This is a genomic window from Chryseobacterium sp. Leaf394 (assembly GCF_001424105.1).
Classification (GTDB): Bacteria; Bacteroidota; Bacteroidia; order Flavobacteriales; family Weeksellaceae; genus Chryseobacterium.
This window is the reverse complement of sequence record NZ_LMQH01000011.1, coordinates 16,109-42,622: the sequence shown is the minus strand read 5'-3', so window position 1 is coordinate 42,622 and position 26,514 is coordinate 16,109. Positions and strand designations below refer to the sequence as shown.

Here is a 26,514-nt window from a genome sequence, read left to right as displayed (position 1 = left end):
TACTTTTTACTTTTTACTTTTTACTTTTTACTTTTTACTTTTTACTTTTTACTTTTTACTTTTAATTATTTAAATTTAAATTCAACATCGCCCGAAGGATATTGGTTTCTTCGTTGACGTCGAAAATTTTGCTCATGATATCGATGCTCTCGAGATTTCTCAGGTAATCTTTTAAGACAGACTGTACATCTTCAGGAATGGTTTTCCTCCTCATTTCCATCGTCTCGGTCAGTTCATCGTTTTTCTCCATGAGCTGACTGATAATGGAACTCTGGTTGGATACGTTCTCAGAAATATCCAGAGCAGTCAATTCATCATCAATGAGGTACAGTTTTTTTTCATCCACATTAAAAATAAAATATTCATCACTCTGAAAAATCCTGAAAAGCTCATATTCATGCCTTTCAAACTTATATCCGCAGACAAAACGGACTTTAAAATTCTGAATATTCAGTTTCCCCAAAAGCTTTTTCTCAATACAGTAATCCTGATATTGGTAGAAAGGTGCAGATTGAGGTTTAAGCTTATCTTCGTCTGCTTTTGTACGGTAAAATTCAGTTCCGTACTTTTTGTGAAAGTATAAAACCTTGCTCCAGTTCAGCGTATTTTTTTCCTCAATCAACTCGTGATAGAGATTTTTGAGATGTTCAGAAAATACACCGCTGTAGATTTTTCTGTCCATTTCAAAACTGTCGGTTTTCTTCTCTTCAAAGTTGGAAATATAGCGTTTGTTGATGTTGATTTCATTAATCACAGCCAGCAAATCGTTTTCCTTTTTCTTCTTGATCTTGGTTAAAAGTTCAATCAGACTGTCGGTATACTGAAGATGAAAAAGTTCCAGTTTATTATAATCCAGCGTCTTGTTATTCTCAAAAAGATGATGAATAATGTCGGTTTTAATGTAGATTGCAATGATATCAACATTTTCAAAAAAATTAGAGAGAAGTTTAAGCCTTGTTAATCTTCTTGTACTCTGAGACATGATGTTTGCAACCTCTTCATTCACGCTATAAACCTGTTTTTACCCTCTGATATTTGCTTTTAATTCTGATTCTAAAGTCTGCAGATCCTGATCCAGTTTTCTTCTGCTTTCTGTTCCCTGCTTCTGAATCTGTTTTACTTCATTCAATGTGCTGATCAGTTTTGCAGTAGTTTCCTTTAATGTTTCAGCAGATACAATAGTCTGCTCGTTGGCTCTTGCCACATTGATGGAATTCTGACCCAAACGTTCTGCATTTTTTCTCAAAATTTCTTCTGTAGTAGACGAAACTTTCTGCTGAATTTCAATATTCTGCTGCTGTCTGTGCATCGCAACCGCCAAAGACAGCTGATTTTTCCAAACCGGCAAAGTGGTCGTTAAAATCGTCTGCGCTTTTTCGGCAATTGAAACGTTGTTATTCTGCACCAGTCTGATTTGTGGAAGCGACTGCATCATAATTAAGCGTACAACCTTTAAATCAGCCAGTCTTCTGTCTAATCTGTTGATGAAATCTCTTTTGTCAGCAATCTGGTAATCAGCAAAATTCTGAACGTTGTTTTCCATATCTGCCAGTTCTCCGGCTGCCTTTTCCATTCTCAGATTTCCTGCAATTACCAACTCTTCAATTGCTTTAATTGAATTGACATTGCTGTCGAAAATTGTCTGCAAAACGGCATTATCTTTCGTAGAAGTGATGATTCCCGCATTTACTTTATGAGAAATCTGATCAATATTGTTAGTGATCTTGTCGTACTTGGCAAAAAGATTATCCATCTGGTTCATTACCTTTTTCATGAAAGGAAGTCTGCTCAGGAAGCCTTTTACGCCACCGTTGTTGATTTCATCAACATCAACGTAATTTAATTCTATCAATAAATTATTGATCAACTCTCCCACTTCACCGGAATTTGACCTTCTTACGTTTCCTAAGAAACTGTCACTCTGATTGGCTAAAGTTTTCTGTAAATCTGAACCGAAATTCACTATAGAACCCGGATTGGATTCATCGATAGAATTTGCCATCAATTCATATTTCTGACGGTCTGCCGCCTGAATCTGATTTAAATTCACATTTCCATCTCTGTCAACCAAAACGGCCGGAGCTGAATTCTGTGCCGGCTGAGCGGGCTGTGCCGGAGGAATGGGCGTTGGCTCAAATGTTTTCAACGGTTCAATCGACCCTAGCGGATCTGTATTTTGATTATCCATAACTGATTATTGATACATTGATACAAATTTATTCAGGCCATCTCTCTGGCCGCTTCCTACTGCTTCGAATTTCCATTCTCCGTTTCTGTTGTAAATTCTCCCGAATTCTACAGCTGTTTCGATAGAGAAATCTTCATCCAGTTCATATTTTAAAATCTCCTCGTTGGTATCGGTATTGAAAATTCTGATGAAGGAATTTCTTACCTGCCCGAAGTTCTGTCTTCTCTCGTCTGCTTCGTGAATCGTCACTACCACTGTGATTTCTTTTACAGCATCATCAATTTTAGTCAGATCAATTTTAATCTGCTCATCATCACCATCGCCGTCACCAGTTAAATTATCACCAGAGTGAATCACTGCTTTATCCGGAGACTCAAGGTTGTTGTAAAAAACAAAATGGTTGTCTGAAACCAGTTTTTTGCTGTCATTCAGCAAAAATAACGAAGCATCCAAATCAAAAGATCCTCCTGTTGATGTATTGTTGGTGTCCCATCCTAAACCGATTGTGAATTTAGGTGCGTTGATGTTTTCTCTTTGTCCTTTCTGTAAGTTAATAGCCATAATTAAGTTCTGTTTGCGTTAAAGTGTTTATATTATTTTCGTATTCTTTTATTAAATGATAATTGTTGCTGATGGCCAGCTCCAGAAGATGATCCATCTGCTCTTTTTCTATTTTAGACGTAAGATAATCAAAATTACTTGAATTCAGCCCTAAAATATATTTTACAATTCTGGTATTGAACTGAAAACTCGGTTTCAGCATCACCTCAGCGATGTCGTGAACGTCTTTTACAGTATAATAATTGAAGAAATTTTCGATTTTCGGATCGATCTCAAAATTAGTGAGTTCTGCGTAATATAAAAACAGAAAATCTGCATTTACGCTGTATTCATCCAGGATTTTGTTGACTGTAAATTCGTGGCTTCCCGTGATTTTAATGTCATCAATAAAAATGCAGAGTTTGCCTTTCAGAAAATCCTTATCCAGATAGTAGGTATCGTTGGCAATCAGATTTTTACGGTCTTCAAAGCTCAGATTTCCATAATCTGTGGTATAGGTGTGATTTCTGTTGATTTTTGAAATAATACTTGAGCGTTTCCCTTTTTGAAACAAGTAAAAATCCAGCTGTTTTTTAAAATAAAAACACAGAAAATTCGAAGCCGTAGGAATCGCCATGTATGGACTCGGCAGCACAAGAATTTCCTGATCTGTATCTAAAATCTCCTGATGACCGGCCAGAAATCCTTCAAAAAGTTCTTTTGCAAATTTCTCGGCGTACGATTTATCACCATATTTAAAATAGCTGTATTCTGCCGGCGAGAAAGTAAATTCATGCGCAGAGTCTATTTTGTGTAAACTGTAGCGTGTGTTCATATTATAGTTGTGGTTTTAGTAAGTGGGCACTGAACCCAAAATCTTTTGCACCTTTGTAATCTGCGATGAGATTATCACCGATATGCAAAATCCGGTTCATTTGTAAATCCTGGTTTTTAATTAAATTTTTCACCTCCTGAAAAACGAGCGGATTGGGTTTTGAAACTTTCAGTTCATCAGAATAAATGTGGAAATCAATGTACTGATCAAGATTTTCTTTAATCAAAAATTTCCTCATCGTTCTGCCTTTGATGAAACCCGTGTTGCTTAGAATATTAATGGTTTTTCCCTGATTTTTAATTTCATCAAAAAACTGATGCAAATTTTCGAAAATCACAATAGGTTTGTATTCCAGAAAAAGCTCTTCACTCTTTTGGTAAAATTCATTTAATTTTTCTCTGTTCAACTGCTTCAGATCAACATTTAAAGAATTTAAAATTAATAAATAAATCTCGTAAGTATCCACATTTCCGCCAATAACTTCGTTGATGGTATTGCAGAGATCATCGTAATATTTTACAACCTTCGCAACCTCATCAACTGGTTTTTCCACTTCAAAATAGGAAGCAAAGAGCTCAACTCTTTTGGTTTTAAATTCGGGATGAGATTTAATCAGGGTAAGCCACAGATCAAAGGAAAAATGATCATGGTTCAGAATATCAATATCTGTTTTCAAAATGGTTTAAGTTAAATTGTTTTTAGCTTTTATTGAAAAAGATTTTTTATTAATAAAAATTCTTTTGTCATTATTTTGTGTTTTATTGTAAACTCAAAGATAAAATTTTTCTTTCAATCTGAATTTATTTTAAGATTATTTAAGATTTGATTTATCTTCAAAATCATTATTAAAATTTACCTGAAACATTTTGTGGTTAAAATACTCCCGATCGGGAATTTATCCCAGACAATTTAAATTGAATAGAATCACACTTTTAGTACATAATTAACATATAAATACCAATAAAAAGCCTTCATACTAAATAAATATTTAACAAAATTCCCTAAATGATGATATTAATATATTTTTAATCGGTATATTTGAAAAACCATTAAAAAAATTAATACTTATGAAAAGAATCTTTCTTCTCTCTTCAGTTCTGTTTTCTTTATTTTCAAACGCACAAACTCCCGGATACGTTCCTACTAACGGATTAGTTGCCTGGTGGGGTTTCAACGGCAGTGCAATCGATTCCAGCGGTAATTCAAACAACCTGACGGTAAATGGAGCAACCCTTACAGCAGACAGAGATGGTAATGCAAATGCAGCATATCTCTTTAACGGAACCAATGCCCATCTTACCAAGTCAACTCTTTCTTCCAATTTTGCACAGGGCGGATCATTCTCAATTTCATTCTGGATGAAAAAAACCGGAAATTCGGAAGGTGTTGCCATGATGAGCGGATCCAATACTTCAGGACAATTTATCTGGCTGTTGCAGTGTGACGGCACAAAAACAATCTTCGGCACCAACAAACAGGGGGAATCATGGACGTGGGCGAACGGACCCAACTATTCTACAACAGCATGGGAACATTACATCGCTGTTTATAACGCCCAGACCATGCAGCTTTATAAAAACGGAGCATTAACAGCAACTGTAAATAATGCTTACACCAATTCAACGTCAGCAGCTATGCCTTTCTACATCGGCCGGGCGATTGGCGGTGGAAATATTGCTGCAGCTATTGATGATGTGGGCATCTGGAACCGTGTGCTGACTCCTACAGAAATATCTCAAATCTACAGCAGTAATTTATCAACAGCAGAAGCAAAAGCTGCAAAATCGAATGTCAGCATCGCACCCAATCCTGCTGACGATATTTTATACGTCAACACTCCGTTGAAAGGGAAAAATGCTTACAAAATAATTGATGTAAACGGTAGAACTGTAATCTCAGGAGAGCTGAATGATTCAAAAACGATCAATATTTCAGCTTTAACCAAAGGTTCTTATTTCCTCGAAATTGAAGGTGTTTCCAATACAAAATTCATTAAAAAATAGATTATTTTTACTTATAAAAACTGTTCCGCTCAATCATCGGGACAGTTTTTTTTACTTCATCCTCTAACTTCCCTCTTCCCTATTTTGCAGGCATTACCTTATACGTTGGATCGTCCTGAACATTGATTTCAATAACAACTTCAGCATTTTTCAGCATTTTTCTGCAGTCTTCACTGAGGTGTTTCAAAACCAACTTCTTATTCAGCTGACTGTATTTTTTTGAAAGTTTATCCAGCGCATCAATAGCGCTCATATCCACTATCCTGCTGTCTTTAAAATTCACAACAACCTCATCAGGATCATTTTTAGGATCAAATTTGTCTGTGAATGCAGTGACAGAACCAAAAAACAAAGGTCCGGAAATCTCGTAATATTTCACTCCCAAATCATCAGTGTATATTCCCGCCCTGATTCTTTTGGCGTTATCCCACGCAAACACCAGAGCTGCAATAATAACGCCCACCAAAACAGCGAGAGCGAGATTGTGAAGCAGTATGGTAATTAACGCTACAGTCACTCCCACAAAAATATCAGACTTTGGCATCTTGTTGACAATCCTAATCGAAACCCACTGAAAGGTAGAAATCGCCACCATCATCATCACACCAACCAATGCTGCCATCGGAATCTTTTCTATAAAAGGAGCTCCAACCAAAATGATAATTAAGATCGTTAGCGAAGCAAAAATCCCTGAAAGTCTGGCTCTGGAACCGGCATTGAGATTTACCAAAGTCTGGGCAACCATGGCACAGCCGCCCATTCCACCGAAAAAACCGTTGGTGATATTGGCTAAGCCCTGAGCGACAGACTCTTTATTGGCACTGCCCTTGGAATCGGTAATTTCGTCAACCATTGAAAGCGTGAGCAGCGATTCAATCAATCCAACACCTGCCATAATCATGGCGTAAGGGAAAATAATCTGCAGTGTTTCCAGTGAAAACGGAATTTGAGGAATATGAAAACTGGGAAGATTTCCGCTGATATTGGCGATATCTGACACCGTTTTGGTGTTGATATTAAATCCCAGAACTAATGCAAAAACAACAATAATTGCTACCAGCGAAGCAGGAACTGCCTTCGTTATTTTAGGAAAGAAATAAACAATAGCAATTGTAAGCGCCGTCAGAGCCAGCATGATATACAGTGATGAACCTTGAAGCCATCCTGAAATTCCCTGAGCGTCAACGACCTTAAATTGCTCTACCTGAGCCATAAAAATAATGACCGCCAAACCATTTAGAAAACCATACATTACGGGTTGCGGAATTAATCTTACAAATTTCCCGAGTTTAAAAACGCCCACCAGCAACTGAAAAATACCAGCCAGAACTACGGTTGCAAAAAGATATTCCACACCGTGAGATTTGATGAGTGCAATTAATACAACGATTGTGGCTCCAGCTCCACCGGAAACCATTCCGGGACGGCCTCCTAAAACAGCTGTTACCAATCCCATCATAAAAGCCGCATACAAACCAATCAGCGGAGAAAGTCCGGCAAGAATTGCAAACGAAAGCGACTCGGGAATCATGGTCATGGCGACGGTAAAGCCAGCGAGAATTTCGTTTTTGTAATTTATTTTTTTCGAAAAATCGAACAGTTGGAGTGTATTTCTCATTGAAAAAGGTCAGAATTGCAAAAGGGATTTCAATAATTAAAAATTTAATTATTTTTTGGCAAAGATACTCAGTTGAAACTGAATTTTAATCATTTTCAAATCGCATTATTCCACGAAAAAAGACCGCAGCATTCTGCGGTCTTCAATCTTCATTTTGTGAATTTAATCTTTCTTCAAAACATCTTTAATCCCATCCAAACCTTCACTGAACTGAGCCAGCAAAGCCACAATCTGGGTCATCCTATCATTTTCACCCAGGCCTTTGATCATTTTATTTTTGACAAAAGTTTTTTTGATCTCTTCCCAACGTTTCTTTTCATCTTCAGAAATCAGATTCATCAGTTCCTTTAATTTCAGCATATTCGATTCTGCTCCGGTGGTCAGCGTCTGCGATTCGTTTTGATAATGATTTAAAACGATCTGCGTCACCTCATCTTCCTTTAAAATCGGCTGAATATTTGAAATCAATTTATTCATATTCCGATACGAACCCTGAAGTTTGAAGGACGGCTCGTTTCTGTAATCATCGGCCATTGCTGCAGAAGCGATGTACTGTTTATTGACTTTTAAAACGATATCTCTAACCTTCAAAGTATTTTCAAGAACCTTTCTGAAATCTGAAATTTCATTAGAACTGAAGTTTCCTGCCAGATCAACATTTGGAGAATTGGTTTGAATGCTGTTGTACAGACTGTAGAGATTTTCCATTTCCTGATTGGTCAGTCGGGTAAGATAATCGTTTGACATCAAGGCATTTTCAATTAAACTTAAATCAAATAATTCCGTTTTGCTCCCCGAAATTTCACCCAAATTATAAGTATCCGAACGGTTCGCCAACATATCCGGAATTTTAAATTTCTCGCCACTTTCCGTGTATGGATTTCCTGCCATAACGAGACAGAAACGTTTTGACCGCAAATCATAGGTTTTGCTTTCTCCGTTATAAATTCCTTCAATTTTCCTCTGTCCGTCAGCTAAAGAAATGAATTTCTGTAAAAACTCAGGATTGCAGTGCTGAATATCATCGAGGTACAACATCACGTTGTCGCCCATTTCTAAAGCTAAATTCAGTTTTTCCAATTCCTGTTTTGCGCCGGCATTCTTAGCCTCATTCGGATCTGTGGAAACGATATCGTGACCGATTGACGGACCGTTGATTTTCATAAAAACCAATCCCATTCGGTCTGCCATGTATTCCATCAACGTAGTTTTTCCGTAACCGGGAGGTGAAACGAGAAGCAACATTCCCATTCTGTCGGTGCGTTTGTCATTTCCTACCGTTCCCAATTGTTTGGCCAAATTTGCCCCGATCAAAGGAAAATACACATCATTAATCAATTTATTTCTTACGAATGAGCTCAAAACCTGAGATTTGAAGGTATCGATTTTCAGGCTTTTCTTCTTATCGCTCACCCATTTTGCTTTCAATTCCTGCAACTGTTTGTATTTCGGAACAACCACTTCATTGAAATTGGACAGGCGTGAACTGAATTCATAATAATTTAAATGATAATCAAGATCTTTTTCTAATGATTTCAAACCTTTCAAATCCGCTTCATATGTGACATGAAGAATATTTTCAGCGTTGAATTGCTGGGTTACAAAAAAGACCGCGGCTTCTTTTTTCACATCCTCTTCAAAATCTATTTCTGAATTGAGTAAGAATGCATTTAAAGCACTTTCTGCTATTGAAAAGCACGCTGATATATAATTTTTTAACGCATTCAGCTGATCGATGAACTCAAGATCCTCTCCTTTGTTCTTTAAATCTTTTAAAAATGATTCGGACAGCAAAGCCGCATTTTCAGAAACAACAAACGCTGATTTATTTTCTCTTTTTAAATAAATGGCAGCATTAAAATCACTGACCTCAGCAAAAAGATAATTACTTTGTGCAAAAGACCTGATCTCACTTGAAAGTTCGTCATTAAGATGTTTGAAACCCTTATCAGTTACAAAAGATTTAGAAATTAAATTAGCCGCTTCAAACTGTTTCTGATAATATTCTTTTCTTTCCTGATTCAAAAAAAACCAAAACAGTTGCGCCAAGGCTCTTTCAGATGGCGTAAACTGCATCAATCCCAATTCATTATGCATCTGCTGAAGTTTTGAAACAATCGTTAACGCATCTTCATCATGAATTCCTTTCACCAAACCTTCACCAAAATGCTCAGTCATAAACTGCTGGATTGCATTTCGGTTTTGTTTTTCAGTATTGATGTTTTTATTTTTTGAGAAAATGTTCCAGGCTAAATATTCAAAACGTTTTACCTGAGAATTTTCCGAAATATATTCCTGATTCCAGACGTCTTTGTAATCTGCAACCGCATCAAAATTCAGAGGTTCATAAAATCCGGTTCCGGTTAAATGGTAATAATACTGAGCATTTCTAAGCACCAAAGTCAGATCTAATTTCTGACGGTTGACCGCAAATTTATAATCACCCAAAGCGATCACATTGTCGCCGTCTGCGTAAATTTCTTTTTTATCCTTAAGCTTTCTGACTGCTTCCTGCTGCGAAGTTTTCAACAAGGTCTGAATTTCTTCTGCTTTGGCAGAATCTTCCATTTCCATCAGCTGTCGGGAAATATCACGAACCTTTTCCACCATAAGATCGGTCGCAAAGTAACCGTTGATCTCATTTTCAGCATCAAAGGATTCGGTCTTTGTCTTTACGGACTGTAAAATTCTTTTTGCTGAATCATATAAATTCTGCGTTCTCTTGTTACGAGATTCCGTAAGCTGAACTCTTTTGTTTTGAAAATGACCGTATGCTTCTTCTCTTTTCTCGCCGATTTTCTGGATAAACTCATCAAAATCAATGAACTTCGTTTCCATTTCTTCGAGCTGAATGGAAAGTTTGGTCAGATATTCATCGCATTTTTCCGGAGTTTGCGAAAGTTCGAGAAAATTAATCACCGACTGATCAAACAAGGTCATCTGCGCCTGAAAATCAGCGGACAATTCTTTACCGGAAATTTCTCTTTTTCGTTTTGATAATTCTAAACGCTCCTGATTTAATCTTGCAAAAATCACCGAGATGTTTTCAATAATCTGCGTGGATTGCGAAGTATCTTCAATTTTTAAATTATTGACAATATCCACCAAAAGCTCAAGCTGTGAAGACAAATTGGTGATTTCTTCTTCAATTGTTTTGGCGTCAATCGCTTTCTGCAAATTGATAATATTTTCTGAAATGGACTGCGCTCTGGTTTCGTAAGGTGACAGAGAATTTTCCTGAAGCAGAAAATTGACACAGGCACTGGAAAGTTCTTCTGACCTTGCTGCCAATGACTGATCTAAGGTATCGAGAATTTTAACATCGACATATTTCAGATCTCTCGCTCCGGTAATTTCGCCACGCAGCGCCCGGATTTGTGAAAGCATATCGATATATTCGGTCAGTTCAGAATAATGAATCCGTTTTGTATCATCCAGAATTTTTTCACAGGCAATTTTGATTTTCTCAACAGCTTCTGAGGTATTTTTCTTCTGTTCGACCACTTTTTCAAACTCGTTGATCGCGGAGTGGGCAATGCTTCGGATTTCCTTTAAAGGCTGATCAAGGTTTTCAACCTCATCATCACCAAGAAAATAATATGCATCTAAAATCGTTGTGGAAAGCTTGACAATATCGTCGTACAGCCCGCTGTAGGAATCTTCTTTGTTGAGTAAAGTAATCAGTTCCTGACTTTCTGCCATCACTCTCACGATATCTTTGTTCCCGATTTTGTAGATCAGCGTGTCGGATTTCTCAGTATTCGGAAGCAATTCTTTTGCGTACGGCGTTTGCCAGATTTGAGCTAAATGATGCTTCGTCGTTTCTACACTTTCTCTCAAATAAATCAGCTTTCCATCATTTAAAATGGAATATCCGCTGCAACGGATCGGCGTTTCGATGGTCTGCGTAATGATATTGTACGATATCAGCTGATAATTATTGGTTTTATCATCGTAGAAAACATACATAAAATTTTCACCGTTCGGTTCAGAAATCGTTTTCAGATAATGAAGACGGTTTGAATCCTGAGAAATTACTTTCAGACCTCCAGTCTGTAAAGCATATCCATTTGAGAATAAAACGCCCTGATTTTCCGGAAGCAAAACCGCCGAATGCTTCAAGGTATCAACACGCGAAACAATTTTTTCTTTATGATTGTAAATAAAATATCTTTCCGTTTCCTGATATGGTTTAATTTTAAATAAAACCAAATTATCAAGATCGCAGAAGTGAATTTCAGCATCATCCAGATTCTGATCTTTATGAATAACATCCTCAGAATAAATTCCTTTTCCCGTGTCGGTATTGTCCTCGATTTTAATGGTAATATCTCCACCGGTTGATTCCACAAAAACTTTATCTGCCAGAGAAACGTGAGGAAATTTCCCGCTTCGCTGCATATCCCGGGTAGCTTTCGTCCACGCAAAACCATGTTGTGACGGATACGTTACCTCCGAAGCACTTCTGGAATCCACATACACCAACTGATCTTCTTTGATCAGCCATTTGAAAGCCTTGATATCTGACGTACTTTCAGACAGCTGGAAAACCATGTACAGATAGTTTTCGGTAAAATGAAAACGTGCAAAGAAGGTGTTTCTGTAATATTTATACAAATTCTTGAACTCTTCAACGAAGATTTCATCATTGATCAGCGATAAATCACGAGGTTCAAAACGGTCGTTATTGATCGTGTAAATTGAGAAAACATCTGTAATATTAATTTCACTCTGCAAACCCAAATGCGCATTTGATCCGAAAATCAAAGTGTTTTTCAGCGAAAAAATATCTTTGGCGACGCAGTTGTGTTCGGTAGAAATTCTTTCATTCGCGATGAGTGAAAAATCGACGCCCCCGAAAATTTCTTTACGGTTTTCGTTCAGCTTCTGAAGCCTTTGAATGAGGTCGTTTTTCTGCTCATTCAGACGGCTTTGAATTATTTCGTATGTCCCTGAATTTAATTTTTCTGACATAGGTTTTTAATGTTTGGTGTTGGATGATAGGTGTTTGATGTTTCCATCATCCTGTTCATTTATTTTTTTAACCATTAAGGTTTATTAAGTAATTAAGAGTCATTAAGTTTAGCTTCGCTTTAAGTTTCATGCTCATAAAAAATCTATTGATTTCCTTAATTAACTTAACAGCTTAATAATCCTTAATGGTTTAATTTTTTAAAATTTACATTGAAAAAAAACTCTCAAAGTCATTGAAAAATTATACAATGAGAGTTTTACAATATAATTTTGATTTTAATTCAATTCTTTGATAATTCTATTGATAGGATTGCATCCTATCCTTTGTTAAGCCGTCCCGTTGGGACTTTTTAGTAAATTTAGAATAGCATTTTAGCTTTTATCTGATTGGCTTTTGTTCGATACCCAGGTTTTTTGCCATATCCATTGCTCTGGACAAGAGACCTTTTTCCTGTTGGTCGGCAACGCCGTTTAGTTTAAAGATCAGACTTGCGATGCTCATATTTTTGATGTCTTCGGAAGAAATATTGTATTTATCAACCATTCCCATTACTTTTCCGATAATATTTTCGCCGTCCCCTAAAAGATTTTCTTTGACCAAAGTTGCATTTTCGCTGTGGCTGATGAATTTATCTAAACCCTTACCGGCAGAAACCTGACGAACCACATTGTCAAAGAAGGTATTGTCACCACCCACGATATCAATTTTTGCAGATTTGAACGCTTCCGCCAAAACTCCAGCCTGAGCCTGTGCAATATCCTTCTGAATGGAGATCTGCGCCAATTCCACTTCTTTTTCTTTTGCCAAAGTCAGTCGGAATTCTTCGTGATCTTTTCCTGCATCATTCAGTTTTTTCATCGCTTCTGCTTTCTCGGTAATTCCGGCTGCTTCTGCAAACGCCTTTTCTTTGATTACTTCAGCCTGAGCAATTCCTTCTTTTCTTTCTGCTTCCGCTTTTTTCTCGATGACGATTGATTCAACGATCCCCTGTCTTTCGGCAGCATCAGCTTTGGCGTGAAGAACCTGAGCCTCAGACAAACCTACCGTTGCCTCTTCTTTCGCTTTCGCATCAGCGATAATTTTACGAGCTTCCGCTTCTTTTTCAGCCGCATCTCTTTTCGCCTGAGCTTCAATCACATATTTCTGAGCATCTTTTTCTGCAGATAATTTTCTTGATTCCGCTGCTCTTGTTTCCTGAATCAATTTCTTTTCTGCTTCCTGAGTTGCCAAAGTGATTTCAACCTGCTTGGTTCTGTCTGCTGTTTTGAAGGCTTCCAAATCTTTGATTGTCTGCTGCTCTTCAACCACCGTTTTCTCCATTGTCAAACGCTCACGGATAGCATCCTGAATATTTTTCTTCTCGAGTTCGATGGCTTTTTCTTTTTCAATCTGAGCAAGTGAAACAATTCTTTCTCTTTCAGTTGCTTCAAGCATTTTATCTTTCTGCACTCTTTCCGTTTCCACTAAATCGGCACGTTCTTTATTTTTGGAAGCGATCACGACCTGTCTCTGTTTATTTTCTTCAGCAATCTGCAATTTTTCTTCTGTAGCAATGCGCACAGTTTCATATTTCAGACGCTCTTCTTCATCGACTTTCAGAATTTCTGCATTTTCACGCGCTTTAATATTAGCTACTTCTCTTTTTTGAGATTCTTCTTTCTCAGCCAGCTGTTTTTCCAGTTCTAAAATTGCTTCACGGGCTTCCACATTCTGTTTTGTAATCGTTTTTTCTTCATCTCTTCGAACCTGATTGGCTTTGATATTTTGAGTAGCCGTCAGTTCGGTGATTTTCTTAATCCCTTCAGAATCTAAGATATTGTCTTTATCTAAATTCTCTATTTTGGTCTGCTCCAGATAATCGATCGCGCAGTCATCCAAAACATATCCGTTCAGATCGGTTCCGATAATATGTAAAATTTCCTGACGGAATTCGCTTCTGGCTTCGTAGAGTTCGATAAATTCAAACTTTTTACCAACCGTTTTCAGCGCTTCAGAAAATTTAGCCTCAAATAATTCTCTCAAAGTATTGATATCAGAAGCTCTCTGGCAACCAATGGTCTGACCGACATTTACAATATCATCTGCCGATTTATTCACTCTGATAAAGAAAGCCACCTGAATATCGGCTCTCATATTATCTTTACAGATCAAACCCGCTTTTCCTTCTCTGGCGATTTCCAGTTTCTTCACCGAAATATCCATCGATTCCATTCTGTGGATTACCGGAATTACGATTCCTGCATTGAAGAAAACTTTGGTTCCTCCATATCCTGTTCTTAAAATGACGATTCCCTGAACGGTCTTTTTATACATCGATAAAATCCAGAAAATCAATCCGAGAGACGCTATCACTGTGACAACAATCCCAACAATCAAAGGTGTATTCATATTTTATAGTTTATTTGTTTAATGTGTTTTTAATTTATTTAATGCAAAGAGCACAAAGATTTTCTTTACTATTGTTCTGCATATTTTCAGTTTGCAAAGGCGTTTGACTTTGTCGAATCTTCGATTTCCCTCAGCGAAGACACTGAACAATAAAATGATCAAAACTAATTAAAGAAGCAATTCTAAAATGTAGCTGAACATCAGCATAAATAAGGTGATCATTGTTTTACTTTTTAAAATTTTATTTCTTCTGCGACGTAATAAATTCTTTTCTCACGATCTTCGTCTACGATGTAAACGGTCGTTCCATGATTAATCACTTCACCATCTTTGCTTCTCACCATCAGAACCATCGGATCTTTTCCTACGAACACTTCCAGCATTCCGGTTTTATCTCCGTGGATGGTTGATTTCATTCTCCCCTGTCGGCCCAGAAAATCATGTGGAATTTCGCCCTTGTGATTAATTTCTCTGAAGAATGGATTTAATGGTTTTAAAATTAATTTCGTCAAGAGAATGCTGATGCAAAATATCGGAATGACCATTAAAGCCGACATCCAAATTTCAAAAGAGAAAAAAGATTCGAGATAAAATGAACCCAACCAGGTCAGTAAAAGTGAAAACGTGAGAAAATACGTGATCGGTACAATATCAAGATTCAGAAATTTCAAAAACTGAAGCCATCCCGAAGCATCATCCCCAACATGAACGTGACCATCCGGACTGTTGACATCAGTATCAATATCAGCATCCAGCCCGACATCTATATCCAGTCCGGTGATAATGGTAAAGAGCCAGTAAATGACCGATAAGATCAGCAACACAGATAAAACCGTGTTAACCGGAGAAAAAGCTGTATTTAAAAATTCCTGATCAATCATAATTCATTATTAATAGATTATTTATTTTGTAATAAATATTCAAATCTGATTAAATATTTAAAACATTCCAACTAAAAACCTCACCCAAACGCTTCATTTATACCGGATGTTCACAAATATAATAAAAATACATTAAAATGCAAATAATATTAGCAAAATAATTAAATTTAATCTTACATTTGCAAAAAAGATTAGAACTTATGAGTTTTTTCGGAGCTAATATTAAGACGATACGACACGCAAAAGGTTTAAGCCAGCAGGCATTCGCGGATTTATTTGAACTGAACCGAGGAGTTATCGGTGCGTATGAAGAAGGACGCTCAGAACCTAAAATCGCAACACTACTAACTGTTGTTCATTACTTTAATCTGGATTTGGATAAATTCCTGACTGTTCCTTTAACGGTTGATGATCTCAATAAGCCGGAAAATTTCGAAAAATTCCAACTCTCATTTAATTCAGATCTACCTTATCAGGAGAATAATTTTGACAACAACACTCAATATAACTCACTGCAAAAAGCATTGGCAAATATTGATTTAATCTATGAATTCAAAGAAAACACATCGGTTTTGTCAAATTATAAAATTGGGGATTTTTTGTTTTTAATGAAGTCAGATATGGTGGAAGAAAATCGTGAAACTTTGCTATGTATTGAGAATGGAAATCTGCAGTATCTAAGTTCCGTTTCAGAGCAGGAGCAACCTGAAAAAGAGGCATACAAAATCTCAGGTTATTTATCTTCTGAGCAAAAAAATATCCTCTCCAGCATTTTGGAAAGGATTGAGATTTTGGAAAGAAAATCAATTAAATAATCTGCACATCTATCATTCTTCAAAAAATTCCAAAATGGCTTTATTAAATTTTTCGGGCATATTTTTAGGAGCCTCATGATCTCCACCTTTGAAAATCAACATTTTCCCATTCGGAATCTTATCGGTGATGAGTCGGGTGTGTTTTTCCGGCATTACATCATGCTCACCAGCCATTACCAAAGTTGGAGCCTGTATTTTTTTCAAAGCATCCGGATTAATATTGGGCTCGGTAAGAAGCAACATTTTTAAACGGTAATCCATATTGTTTTCTGCTACGCCTCTTGCCTTCATTTCTTTAACCTGTTGATGGAGGATTTTATTGATTTCAGGATCTACTGAAGTTTCATTATTATACAAAACCGTTCCCATAATCGCCATTTTCTTTACTTTGTCAGGATATTCCATTCCTAAAATGACCGCAATATTTCCGCCATCGCTCCAGCCTAATACGTTGACATTTTTAAGATTCATTTTATTTAAAAATACATTTACATCATCCGCCATTAGTTCATACGTTAGCTTCGTATCGTCTGAAGATGAATTTCCCTGACCGCGACTGTCCAATCCTATCACCTGATACTTTTTGCTTAAAACTTCCAACTGATTATCAAAACTTGCCATCGAACTGTTGTTTCCGTGGATTAGCAAAAGCGGGTCGCCCTGTCCATAGATTTCATAGTATAATTTGACACCGTTGATATCAATCATTTTTCCGACTTCTTTGTTATTGCCAATACTTGGCTTAACATCTGCGTTTGAATTATCAATCAGCAATGACTGTTTTCCTGAAAAAGATTTAGCCGTCGAGATTGACATTACAGAACCTTTTTCCGCAGCATGGGATTGCCAAGGCATCAATGAACCTTCTTCAAAATCGCCGTTCTTCACAGGAATTTCGATTTTATCTTTACCATCCAAAACATACAATTTAAAATCATCAAGATAATAACTTCCTTTACCTGCTACAGAAACTCCGATCACAAGTCCCATCGCATTTTTATCGATTTTACCTTTCATTTCGTATGAGCTCCACTCTCCTTTTTTATAGTAAATTCCAGCATCGGGAGTGTGTGTAGGATCTTTCATTACTTTGCCTTTACTGTTCATCGGCACGGTGGTAAGTACAATCCACGAACTATTAGAAATCTCGTTGTTATAGAATATTTTCCCTTCCAGAATAAAGTTTTTACCTTGATATTTTTCAACATTCACTCCCTGATAAATCTGGTATAGCATCTGCCCTGAAAATTGAGCAAAAATTACGGAGAAAAGAAAAATGAATACATTTAAAATTAGTTTTAGCATAATTGATAAGATTTTACAAATAGATGACAGTATAGATACCCATTTAGTTACAGTTCAAGATAAAAAAAATATCACATATTAAAGATAAAATTTAACTGTAAGGCAAAATGAAATCTATCTATCATTCATTTTTAATAAAGGAATCGTAGATTTTAAATTTTAGAAAATCCGTTTTATAGTTTTGTCTAATTAAATTTTTAATAATGATAAAAGGACTTTACGAAACACACATCCAGGTAAGCAATTTAGAAAATTCAATACAGTTTTACACCGAAGTTTTAGGCTTAAAGTTGGCTCACAGGGACGAAACAAGACCTATCGCTTTTCTGTGGATTGGCGACCAGAAAGAATCTATGCTTGGTTTGTGGGAACAGAAAGAAAATTTGCAGACCAGACATTTTGCTTTTTCAGCAGATACAAATGACATTTTGAATTATTCAGTTGATTTTTTGAAAACTAAAAACTTACAACCTTACAACTTCATGAAGAACGGTTCAATTCAACCGATGGTTTTTGCGTGGATGCCGGCTTTAGCAATCTACTTTAACGATCCCGATGGAAATCAGCTGGAATTTATTTCGATCTTGGAAGGTGACGGAAAACCGGAATTGGGTGTGATTTCTTATGAGGAGTGGATGGAGAAAAGCAGGGAAATGATTTAAAGTCAATCTTTTTTAATCGGACCGAAGTCCTATTTTTTTAGGCCGTCCGTGGGGACTTTTTTTTCTTAAATAAAAACAAGGCGTTGATCGCTCAAAAATTTTTTCATAAATTATTGCCTGAAACCTTCTTCAAGCGACAATTGATGTTCTTGTTTCCGGAAACTTTGATATTGCCCATTCAAGAGAAATCATCTAATATTGCAGTAGAAAACAAAGAAATTCCAAAATTATTAAAATGATTAATTTATATCGAAAAACAGCCGTGATAGAGGGTATTTCATATCTGATTCTGCTTTTTATCGCGATGCCTTTGAAATATTTTTTCGACTTCCCTCACGCTGTAAAATATTTTGGATGGATTCACGGAGTTTTGTTTCTCGTCTTTTTTGTCTTTTTAATTTTGGCAGCCATCAAATACCGATGGAGCCTGATGAGAATTGCTCTTTATCTCGTTGCATCCGTTGTGCCAATCGTTCCGTTTGTGTTGGATAAAAAGCTGGCTGAGGAATACCCTAACTAGAATCATAAAAAAACCAGCTCACGATTGAACTGGTATTCTTTTATTTAAAAATTATTTAGCGAAAATCTCCTTCAGCTGAGAAACAATATTGCTGTTTCCGGAAACTGTGATGTCACCGATTTTATCGGCAATTTTCTCCATGTATTCCATTTCTTTCAGTTTCCACAAAACGTCGTTTTCCTCCATTAATTTTGCGGTGTTGAGCAAACTTCTTGTGGAAGCCGTTTCTTCACGACGCATAATGCTGTTGGCCTGCGCTTTTTTCTCGGCAATCAAAACCTGGTTCATGATTTCTTTCATTTCACCAGTTAAAATTACGTCCCGAATTCCCGCATCAGAAGCTTTCAAACCTAAGTCATTGGCTTTTGCTCCAAGATTTTCCAAAATTTCTCTGCCGACAGAATCTTTTTTAATCAGCAACTCGTCCAAGGTCAACGCTCCAACGAATTCACGCAACGCCAACTGCATCAAAATATACAGTTGTTTGTCGTATTCTTTGTTGTTCATCAAGGCTTTCACCACGTTTTCAACCTGATAACGTACATAAAAATTGATTCGCAACATCGCTTTATCTTTGGTCAGCAATTCCTGTCCGGCGATTTCCATTTGCTGCATTCTCGTATCCACAGTTTTCACTTCGACAGAAGTTTCGTTGTTCCAAAAATAGAATGTTCCGGCTTCCAAAACCTGGGTCAATTTACCGTCAATCAACAGCAAACCTTTGTATTGATTGGCGATGACAAACTTTCTGACATAACTTTTCAACTTGATATTCTCTAAAATTGTTTTAGCAACATTCTCGGTGATTTCAACTTTCGTTAAATCCACTTTTTGAAATTCCCTATTCACAATTTCTTTCCAGAAAGCGTATTGACCGACATTCAAAACTTCTTTAAAGATTCCGTTCTCGTAAACCAAAACGATTTCGCCGTCTTTCACATCTACAACTTCAATCATGGAAGCTAAATCTTTATTTTTCAGCAAAAGATTCAAATCGTCGCCGGCTCTGAACTGGGCTTTCATTTCAAAAATCTCTACAGATTTGTTTCCGAAAAGCCAGTAATTGCCTTCTTTCAAAATCTCGGTTAAGTTTCGGTTTTTAAAAACCAGACCGACCTGGTATGCTTTAATTTGTACATTTTTGATCATTATATTTGTTTTTAAAGTGTTATTAAATTCTATTGCATGACATTTTTCACTAATATTTCTTTTATAAGCTGCAAAATTTAAACGCAAAGACTTAATCAAGCTCTCTTTAACTAAAGTCTGCAAAGAGGAATCAATAAATTGATTTGATGAAGCGTGAAATTATTAAAGAAATTTCAAAAAAACTGATTTATTAGCTTCATCAATGAAGAATTCATTTGTCTTTGCTTGCTTTAATTTGTGCAGTTTTTAAATTAAATCTTTGCGTTTATTTTATTGTCATTTACTAAAAATTTTTAATTAAAAAAGGAAAATCCGAGTTTCTCTCATCCAAAAAATGGCGGAAGAAAAGTGGTCTAGAAAATATCAATTCTTATGAAAACATGATGTTTAACTTTCATTTCTAAATTTTAGATTTTGAGCGTAAACTTTATTAATGCAAAAGCAAAAAGAAGTGGTTCGCATTTAATCCTTATTTTAAAAATACAGGTTCAACAATCATTAGTTTATCAACCGAATTTTATTTTTCCAAAATCATCTTTTCCTGCAAGCTTTCTTAAATTGTTGATTCAACAACTGAAAAAACCTCAGAATTTTCCTCTGGGAGATGCTTTTTTAAAGAGAAAACAACAAAACTCGACTGTCGGAAAAAGATTTTAAGCCTGTTCCCATAAAAACTACATTAAAAGTGTAGTGCTCTAACCAACTGAGCTATCTCAAAACTGAATTGAGAGAGGGAGTCGAACCCTCGCATCCTAAGATTTCCATTGCTATACCATTTAGCTACCGTGTCCATTCACAGAGAGGACTCGAACCTCCATACAAAGAAATAGGGTAGAAATTTTTTGGCAAACTTCTGAAACCTTCAGATCAAGCTGAACAGAAAAGACTTATGTTTCTCAACAAATCCTTCTGCAATGGCGATATACCGAAACGCTCAACGTGACCTGTCTGATATTTTGACTGAAATCCATCGCTGAATTTTAGTATTAGTTCTAATTGATGATGCAAAGTAAAGATGCTATTGCGCAATCATTTTGCGCAGAAAGAAATTATTTTAATTTAATTTCTCGGGGCAAACGGTGGCGTCCATTTCTTTTTCTGCATCAAACTCTTCACTTCTTCATATGAAACCGGATAAAAATTGTGGCAGTCTACACCGACATCAAGGCTTAAACTCATCTCGTCATCAGGCAAAGTTCCGTGTGAATGACCATAGAGTTGCCAGGTTCCGCGATGTGAACCGTTCCAGGTTCGCATTGCGTAATGCAAAAGAATAATCTTCTGTTTGCCGTTGTTGTTCTCCGGTTCATCAACCCGCAATTCATGATAATCTCTTATCGATTCAAACCTTTTCGGATAAGTCAAGGTTGCTCCTTCATGATTGCCCTTGATCAGATGGATTTTACCGTTGAGGCGATCCAGAATTTCTTTTGTAAAATCCGGCTTGCCCAAACTGACATCGCCCAGATGGTAGACCGTATCATCTTTCCCTATTTTTTCATTCCAACGTTTGATGAGTTCTTCATTCATCTGTTCCAACGACTCAAACGGCCGTTCGGAAAATTTTATAATATTGGCATGACCGAAATGATGGTCTGCCGTAAAAAATATATTTGTTTTCATTTTTTTAATATTTGTTGCTGTGCAGGTTGCCGGAAGTTTTCTATTTGTAAAAACTTCCAACTAATATTTCTGCTGTCAGCGGGTCAATTTTTTGTAATTGTTTAATAAACTTTCAATGTTCTCCTTGCCTACAGGATTCATTGAGTGACTGAAAAACTTCGGTAATTCTGCATTATGATCCATACAATAATTTATTAACCATTTGGCACATTCGTAACCTGTCTTTTCAGGAATTTCGTGAGAATCTGATTCCAGGTAATCTTCGTCAGCAAGATCGTGATCAAAGGAAATAAATTCAGGAAGTCCCTCTTCTAAAATTGAACTTACAAATTGATGGTAATTCCGAGCGATTACCCAGTCGTCTCTGAGGAAAATATCTTGCTTTGTATAGTGATAAGCATCAATTGGATATCTCAGATCATCCAAAAAAAGTAGTCTTTTTGTCATTTCAATAATTTTATAGGTTGGAGGTCAGAAGCTGGATGCCAGAAATTTACATCATACTACCAAACTTCCCGCTTCCCTCTCTCATCTTCCTGCTTCTATACCATCATATCAGCACAATTGGAACTTGCGAAAGCAAAAGGTTTTGCTTTAAAAACATATCCCATTCCCAAAATATATCCCATTGCGTCTTTCAAAGCGACGTTGGATTTGAATTCGGGATCGGTATTGATATCGGCGTGAACTTCCATTTCGACATTATACATTTCCAAAACTGAACAGATGGCATAAGCGATTTCTACAGATTTGTTGACAGCATTGAGCATTCTCTCTTTGATGCTGATTTTCTGAAATTCTCTTTCCTTTCTGATAAAAGTAAACGCTCCTTTTCCTTCACGGATAAAGACAACTGCGGTTGCATAACTGATCTCATCGCCATAAACGTGGGAATCTGAACCCACACAAACTTTCAGTCGGTGTCCATTTGCCTGTTCGCGGATGATGGCCTCTTCTACCAAATTGGTGATCGTATTTCGGAAAATCTTTCCGGTCATGTTTTGCCATGTTTGTTGTTGCGTTTCCATTTTTTCTACATGTTTTAAATTTGTTTTGTTTAAAATTTCTATGAATAATTATTTTAATATCTGTACTCCGGCACCGTGCTTATTTTAACGCAAAGTCCGCAAAGATTTTTCACTACCGACTGCTATTAAAGTTCGCAAGGGCGTTTGACTTTGTCGAATCTTCGATTTCACTCAGCTAAGAACACAAAGCCTTTTCAATGATGACAGATAAATTTTGCTGATTCATCAGGACTCGAACCTGAACAACAAGAGTCAAAGTCTTGTGTGCTGCCAATTACACTATGAATCAATATGAAGAAAAATAAAGCCTGTCTTTAATTTTTAGTTTGATATAAGAACTTCTGCGCCCGACAAACTTTAATCTTTCTTCGGGATAATTATTCGTGAATTGTGAACTGTCAATTCGCTTCATTTGTCAATCATTATAAATTCACTTGCAAAGCAAAATTCACTATTGACTCTTCACTTTTTATTTGAGATGGTTATGGGAGTTGAACCCACTCAGTTTTCACAACGGTTTTGCAGACCGCCCCGACTCTCCCACTTCGGCGAACCATCAAATTTGATGAGTAATAAGAAATTGGTAATGAGTAATTTTATCATATCACTTATTGCACATTACTCATCACTCATCTCTAAAGTTTGTCTATTTTTTATTTGTGTTTTTGTAAAGAACTTCTGCGCTCGACAAACCTTTTCTTTTTCTCATTAAATATTGTGAATTCTCAATTTAAAATTCACTTACGAAGTAAAATTGACCATTCACTCATTCACATTTTTGTCTGGAAAGCAGGATTTGAACCTGCAACCTCCCGCGTCCAAGGCGGGTAAACAACCACCGTTATCTTTCCAGTTTGCAGATTCACTTCAAAATTCTTTTCCGAGAGACAGTCGGAGCGGGAATTTTTCCGTGAATCTTTATAATAAGTTGGAGTGAATTGTCAATACTTTATTCGCTTTGCTGTCAATTTTATATTCACTTACGAAGTAAAATTCACCATTGACCATTGACATTTCCTGTAATCCCAGAAAGAATCGAACTTTCAACCCCCAGTTTAAAAGACTGGTGCTCTAACCAATTGAGCTATGAGATTGTTTCTGTGAATAGTCAATGGTCAATTCGCTTTGCTGTCAATTTTATATTCACTCTACTTACGAAATTTTAAAATTCACTTGCGAAGCAAAATTCACGATTCACAATTGACCATTTTTCCATTCACCTTTTGGGTTTCTCCGGGGATCGAACCCTGTTTTCCGGTGCCACAAACCGGCGCTTTACCAAATAAGCTAAAGAAACCAAAAAAAAACGCCTCTTTTCAGGAGGCGCTCTATATTTTTCACGTGTCAGTTCATTAACTGACGCATTTATATAAACACCTTTTATACACGAATTCACAATCAAGAATACACGCAAGTCCCACCGGCATTTGTCCATGTTGTCTTGAATACTGATTAGATATGTTATGTAATTGTTTCATTATATTTCTGTTGTATAAAATTATTTTTTTGAAAACATTAAAAAACGTTTTGTTCTTAATTTTCGGTTGCAAAGTAAATATGAATTTTTTTAATTCACAAATTTATTTTTCAATTAACTAGTTGGAAATCAATTAATTATAATCTATTTTTAGAGTAGAGAGTTTCTGTCCGTAATAATTTACAGATACTTTAATTACCTAAATGACTGTCTCTCATCGGTTTATTAATCACTCTTATTTATCGTATTATATGTTCATATTGGATTAAAAAAATTTACTTTTTTGTTTATTTTTTTCCATTCTAAATAATTTCGTCCTTAAAAACACAAAAAACGCCCCGAATATCGAGGCGTTTCTGCAGTATTTTGATTAAATATTTACGGGTTTACAGTAAAAAATTCTCAAAGCAAGCGCATTTCGCCTCATTCCATATCATATATTCATATCCTAACAATCCCTTTATTGATGGGCTGTCGCATAGATTTAAACTGATATGTGCTCTTTGAATTGTCATAATTTTACTGGTGCAAAGATAAGTGTTTTTCTCTTAAAGTTGATTATTAAGTAGTTTCGAGCCTTGTATTTTCATTTTCAAAATTCAAAAATCGCTCTTATATTTTTAAATTTGTATAATATAATAACTTAGATTTTTACAGACTTATGCTAAATCGTTATTCAATTGTTATTCATCCTGATGATCCTATTCTAACACGTTTTAAAAGTTACAAGGATACTTTATTTAATAAAGTTGGAGATTTTAAAAGTCGAGATTCGAAAGCCCACATCACAATCTTAGAATTTGACGCGACCGAAAAAGAACTGGCTAACATTATAAAGAAAATCATCATGATAGCCCAAAGAGAATGCAGTTTTGACTCTGTATTTAACAATGTTATTTATTCAAAAACACTTCTTATTTTACCTGACACTACTGGGAATGAACATTTCAAAGGATTATTGAAAAGAGTCAGAGCAAGAATTAAAGGCATTAGTAATAAATCAGAAGCTCACTTGACAATTGGAAGAGAACTCAAACCTCATCAAATAGAAAATTCGATTGGCCTTTTTCCCGATGTCAATTTTAATTTTCATTGTAAACAATTTGCTTTAAGAATGTTAGATAGAAACGTTGGAGAATTTGAAATTAGACAAACCTTTCCTTTTTTAGGCGAAACTCTTATAAAAAGGGTGAACAATTATCTTTTGATTTTTAAAATAACTATAAAAGATTTAATTTACTTTCTCTTAAACAATAAATCATATTAATTTAAACTGAACAATCCCTTCCAAATTTTGCCTTCCAAATTTTAAATACTAACTTTGACGACTTGTCAGCAAAAAATGTCACATACAAAAACAGCACTGTTATCCGGTTTCTATCGGCTTTTTTGCTGTTTGTCTTTGTGCAGGCTAATTTTATTAAGGTGTTTCATCATCACAATTCAGAAACTGAGACTAGTTCTCAAATTGATTTCAAAAAAAATTCAGGAACGGACCATTTTAAAACTTTGGCTGAAAAATGTGATTTATGTGATTTTATCAAGCATCAGTCGCTGGATTTCCTTTCTGAAAACATTCAGCATTTATCTTTTTCAAAGCTGAAAACATTTAATTCAAAATCTTTTTTTGTTCTTGGCGAGAGCCGTGCATATCTTCTGTCGTGCACCAATAAAGGTCCGCCCGCTGTTTATTCTTTGGCTTAACGGTCAGAAATTTCAACAATTCAATTAAAAATTCAGACTCTTTCTTTGAGAAGGGGCAATCATCTATTTACATCAACCTATGTTACAAACTGTTTCACTTACAAAAAGTTACGGAGCTCATCTGGCGCTCAATCAATTAAATTTAAGCGTCAACGCAGGCGAAGTCTACTGTTTGCTCGGTCAGAATGGTGCCGGAAAAACCACGACTATCAATCTTATTTTGGGCTTTCTGGAACCGAGTTCTGGAGAGATATTATTCGACAATAAAAATATTAATGACAGCAAAGGCGACCGCAGAAAAAATATCGCTTATATTCCTGAAGTGGTGATGCTTTACGGGAATCTTACTGCCGTAGAAAATCTGAGCTATTTTTCAAAACTGGCAGGTTTTAATTTCACCAAAAACGAACTTGAAAATTTCCTGAATCAATGCGGATTACAGACCGATGCACACTATAAAAAACTCAGCGGTTTCAGCAAAGGTATGCGTCAGAAAGTGGGAATTGCCATCGCCGTGGCGAAAGATGCCCAACTGATTTTAATGGATGAACCTACCAGCGGATTAGACCCGAAAGCGACTGAAGAATTTACTCTTTTGGTGAAACAATTGGCAGATTCAGGTAAATCTGTTCTGATGGCGACTCACGATATTTTTAATGCCGTCAATGTCGGTACTCACATCGGAATTATGAAACGTGGCGAACTGATTCACACTTTGAAAGCCGACGAAATTACTGCGGCAGATTTGCAGAAACTGTATTTGCAGACCATTTAAACCCATTCGGATTCTAATTAATTAAAAT

The 26,514-nt window shown here is 36.2% G+C and carries 20 protein-coding genes and 5 tRNA genes; 6 read left to right on the top strand and 19 right to left on the bottom strand.

The window, feature by feature from the left end; translation table 11 throughout:
- Positions 1 to 61: 61 nt before the first annotated feature.
- From ASG21_RS04820 to ASG21_RS04800, 5 genes are read right to left on the bottom strand one after another with little or no spacing between them, the layout of a single operon-like run.
- Positions 62 to 1,006 carry a hypothetical protein gene (locus ASG21_RS04820; RefSeq protein ID WP_128414214.1) on the bottom strand — a complete coding sequence of 315 codons (945 nt, stop codon included), beginning with the start codon at positions 1,004 to 1,006 and terminating at the stop codon, positions 62 to 64.
- A 15-nt stretch (positions 1,007 to 1,021) separates the two neighbouring features.
- Positions 1,022 to 2,188: a toxic anion resistance protein gene (locus ASG21_RS04815; RefSeq protein ID WP_082482355.1), complete on the bottom strand. Its 1,167-nt coding sequence runs from the start codon at positions 2,186 to 2,188 to the stop codon at positions 1,022 to 1,024.
- A gap of 6 nt (positions 2,189 to 2,194) precedes the next feature.
- The gene (locus tag ASG21_RS04810; RefSeq protein ID WP_056076634.1) at positions 2,195 to 2,749 is read right to left on the bottom strand and encodes a TerD family protein; all 555 of its coding nucleotides are present in this window, start codon (positions 2,747 to 2,749) and stop codon (positions 2,195 to 2,197) included.
- Positions 2,739 to 3,563 carry a phosphoribosyltransferase family protein gene (locus ASG21_RS04805; RefSeq protein ID WP_056076632.1) on the bottom strand — a complete coding sequence of 275 codons (825 nt, stop codon included), beginning with the start codon at positions 3,561 to 3,563 and terminating at the stop codon, positions 2,739 to 2,741. The genes ASG21_RS04810 and ASG21_RS04805 overlap by 11 nt, the downstream gene beginning before the upstream one ends.
- Before the next feature lies 1 nt (position 3,564).
- Positions 3,565 to 4,239 (bottom strand): HAD family hydrolase, encoded by a 675-nt coding sequence (locus ASG21_RS04800; RefSeq protein ID WP_056076628.1) that lies wholly within the window; start codon positions 4,237 to 4,239, stop codon positions 3,565 to 3,567.
- A 391-nt stretch (positions 4,240 to 4,630) separates the two neighbouring features.
- Here ASG21_RS04800 and ASG21_RS04795 point away from each other — a divergent pair, with 391 nt between their 5' ends.
- A complete protein-coding gene (locus ASG21_RS04795) occupies positions 4,631 to 5,566 on the top strand; it encodes a LamG-like jellyroll fold domain-containing protein (protein ID WP_056076626.1) in 936 nt (311 codons plus the stop codon).
- 79 nt (positions 5,567 to 5,645) lie between these two features.
- Here ASG21_RS04795 and ASG21_RS04790 read toward each other — a convergent pair whose 3' ends face one another.
- From ASG21_RS04790 to ASG21_RS04775, 4 genes are all read right to left on the bottom strand, one after another.
- Positions 5,646 to 7,184, bottom strand: a complete 1,539-nt coding sequence (locus ASG21_RS04790) for a SulP family inorganic anion transporter (RefSeq protein WP_056076625.1) — start codon at positions 7,182 to 7,184, stop codon at positions 5,646 to 5,648.
- A 162-nt stretch (positions 7,185 to 7,346) separates the two neighbouring features.
- Positions 7,347 to 12,158, bottom strand: a complete 4,812-nt coding sequence (locus ASG21_RS04785) for a DNA repair ATPase (protein WP_056076623.1) — start codon at positions 12,156 to 12,158, stop codon at positions 7,347 to 7,349.
- Positions 12,159 to 12,537: 379 nt separating this feature from the next.
- Positions 12,538 to 14,547 carry a flotillin family protein gene (locus tag ASG21_RS04780; protein ID WP_056076620.1) on the bottom strand — a complete coding sequence of 670 codons (2,010 nt, stop codon included), beginning with the start codon at positions 14,545 to 14,547 and terminating at the stop codon, positions 12,538 to 12,540.
- A 233-nt stretch (positions 14,548 to 14,780) separates the two neighbouring features.
- Positions 14,781 to 15,428, bottom strand: a complete 648-nt coding sequence (locus tag ASG21_RS04775) for a hypothetical protein (RefSeq protein WP_056076618.1) — start codon at positions 15,426 to 15,428, stop codon at positions 14,781 to 14,783.
- A 200-nt stretch (positions 15,429 to 15,628) separates the two neighbouring features.
- Here ASG21_RS04775 and ASG21_RS04770 point away from each other — a divergent pair, with 200 nt between their 5' ends.
- Positions 15,629 to 16,243: a helix-turn-helix transcriptional regulator gene (locus ASG21_RS04770; RefSeq protein ID WP_056076616.1), complete on the top strand. Its 615-nt coding sequence runs from the start codon at positions 15,629 to 15,631 to the stop codon at positions 16,241 to 16,243.
- Between the two features lie 12 nt (positions 16,244 to 16,255).
- Here the strand turns inward: ASG21_RS04770 and ASG21_RS04765 are convergent, their stop codons facing one another.
- A complete protein-coding gene (locus ASG21_RS04765; RefSeq protein ID WP_056076614.1) occupies positions 16,256 to 17,548 on the bottom strand; it encodes an alpha/beta hydrolase in 1,293 nt (430 codons plus the stop codon).
- Between the two features lie 203 nt (positions 17,549 to 17,751).
- On the opposite strand from ASG21_RS04765, the gene ASG21_RS04760 reads away from it, so the two are divergent.
- On the top strand, positions 17,752 to 18,210 hold the full coding sequence (locus ASG21_RS04760) for a VOC family protein (protein WP_056076613.1): 459 nt from the start codon (positions 17,752 to 17,754) through the stop codon (positions 18,208 to 18,210).
- A gap of 235 nt (positions 18,211 to 18,445) precedes the next feature.
- The gene (locus tag ASG21_RS04755; RefSeq protein ID WP_056076610.1) at positions 18,446 to 18,730 is read left to right on the top strand and encodes a DUF3817 domain-containing protein; all 285 of its coding nucleotides are present in this window, start codon (positions 18,446 to 18,448) and stop codon (positions 18,728 to 18,730) included.
- 51 nt (positions 18,731 to 18,781) lie between these two features.
- Here ASG21_RS04755 and ASG21_RS04750 read toward each other — a convergent pair whose 3' ends face one another.
- From ASG21_RS04750 to ASG21_RS04710, 9 genes are all read right to left on the bottom strand, one after another.
- On the bottom strand, positions 18,782 to 19,879 hold the full coding sequence (locus ASG21_RS04750) for a slipin family protein (RefSeq protein ID WP_056082121.1): 1,098 nt from the start codon (positions 19,877 to 19,879) through the stop codon (positions 18,782 to 18,784).
- A 1,059-nt stretch (positions 19,880 to 20,938) separates the two neighbouring features.
- Positions 20,939 to 21,502 (bottom strand): metallophosphoesterase, encoded by a 564-nt coding sequence (locus ASG21_RS04740; protein WP_056082120.1) that lies wholly within the window; start codon positions 21,500 to 21,502, stop codon positions 20,939 to 20,941.
- A 75-nt stretch (positions 21,503 to 21,577) separates the two neighbouring features.
- Entirely contained in the window at positions 21,578 to 21,949 is a 372-nt protein-coding gene (locus ASG21_RS04735) for a cyclic-phosphate processing receiver domain-containing protein (protein WP_347230597.1), read from the bottom strand.
- 95 nt (positions 21,950 to 22,044) lie between these two features.
- Positions 22,045 to 22,530: a ribonuclease H-like YkuK family protein gene (locus ASG21_RS04730; protein WP_056076604.1), complete on the bottom strand. Its 486-nt coding sequence runs from the start codon at positions 22,528 to 22,530 to the stop codon at positions 22,045 to 22,047.
- 217 nt (positions 22,531 to 22,747) lie between these two features.
- Positions 22,748 to 22,819: transfer RNA gene (locus tag ASG21_RS04725), tRNA-Gln, on the bottom strand.
- Positions 22,820 to 23,006: 187 nt separating this feature from the next.
- Positions 23,007 to 23,088, bottom strand: a tRNA-Cys gene (locus ASG21_RS20170).
- Between the two features lie 223 nt (positions 23,089 to 23,311).
- A tRNA-Pro gene (locus ASG21_RS04720) sits at positions 23,312 to 23,383 on the bottom strand.
- A 167-nt stretch (positions 23,384 to 23,550) separates the two neighbouring features.
- Positions 23,551 to 23,624, bottom strand: a tRNA-Lys gene (locus ASG21_RS04715).
- Positions 23,625 to 23,755: 131 nt separating this feature from the next.
- Positions 23,756 to 23,828 (bottom strand) — tRNA-His (locus tag ASG21_RS04710).
- An 840-nt stretch (positions 23,829 to 24,668) separates the two neighbouring features.
- Between ASG21_RS04710 and ASG21_RS04705 the strand changes: the two genes are divergently transcribed.
- Both ASG21_RS04705 and ASG21_RS04695 read left to right on the top strand, forming a co-directional pair.
- Entirely contained in the window at positions 24,669 to 25,274 is a 606-nt protein-coding gene (locus tag ASG21_RS04705; protein WP_056076602.1) for a hypothetical protein, read from the top strand.
- A gap of 516 nt (positions 25,275 to 25,790) precedes the next feature.
- Positions 25,791 to 26,486: an ATP-binding cassette domain-containing protein gene (locus ASG21_RS04695; protein ID WP_056076598.1), complete on the top strand. Its 696-nt coding sequence runs from the start codon at positions 25,791 to 25,793 to the stop codon at positions 26,484 to 26,486.
- Positions 26,487 to 26,514: the final 28 nt, after the last annotated feature.